We start from the raw sequence: 602 nt of genomic DNA, 5'->3' as shown, positions 1-602 counted from the left end.
GCCAACAAGGCGATACCCATGATTGTTTTCAAAGCGTTCTCAACCGAGCATTTCCCTATTGATTGACTTGACTGTGTTCGCTCGCTGGGTGAGCGTGCCAAGTTCCTCTAAGTAGAGCAAGCGAAGTCAAGACGTGTGCCTGTTCCTGACGCCAATGTGGGAGCTGGCTCGCCTGCGATTGCGGTGTATCAGAATCCAAAAGGTTGACTGACACTCCGCTATCGCGGGCAAGCCCGCTCCCACAGTTGACCGCGTACTGGCTTGAGTTATTTGGAGACGGGCATGGCAAATTCGGCGCCTTGCTCGATGCTCTCCGACCAGCGCTGCATGATCGACTTCTGCTTGGTGTAGAAGCGCACGCCTTCGGTGCCATACGCGTGCATGTCGCCAAACAGGCTCTTCTTCCAGCCACCGAAGCCATGCCAGGCCATCGGCACCGGGATTGGCACGTTGATGCCGACCATGCCCACCTCAATACGCCGCGCAAATTCACGGGCGATGTTGCCGTCGCGGGTGAAGCAGCTCACGCCGTTGCCGAACTCGTGATCGTTGACCAGCTTGATCGCCTCAGCAAAGTCATTCACACGCACACAGGCCAGCAC

The 602-nt window shown here is 57.1% G+C and carries 1 protein-coding gene; it reads right to left on the bottom strand.

The features are described 5' to 3' along the window. Positions 1-266: 266 nt before the first annotated feature. Positions 267-602 (bottom strand): aldehyde dehydrogenase family protein (locus HX823_RS31430; protein ID WP_177078531.1); only part of this gene is annotated, 336 nt, incomplete at its 5' end.

The sequence above is a fragment of the Pseudomonas sp. P7759 genome, assembly GCF_013386445.1.
Classification (GTDB): Bacteria; Pseudomonadota; Gammaproteobacteria; order Pseudomonadales; family Pseudomonadaceae; genus Aquipseudomonas; species Aquipseudomonas azotoformans_A.
Note: the sequence above shows the minus strand (reverse complement) of the source record. Positions and strands in the feature narration are given on the sequence as shown.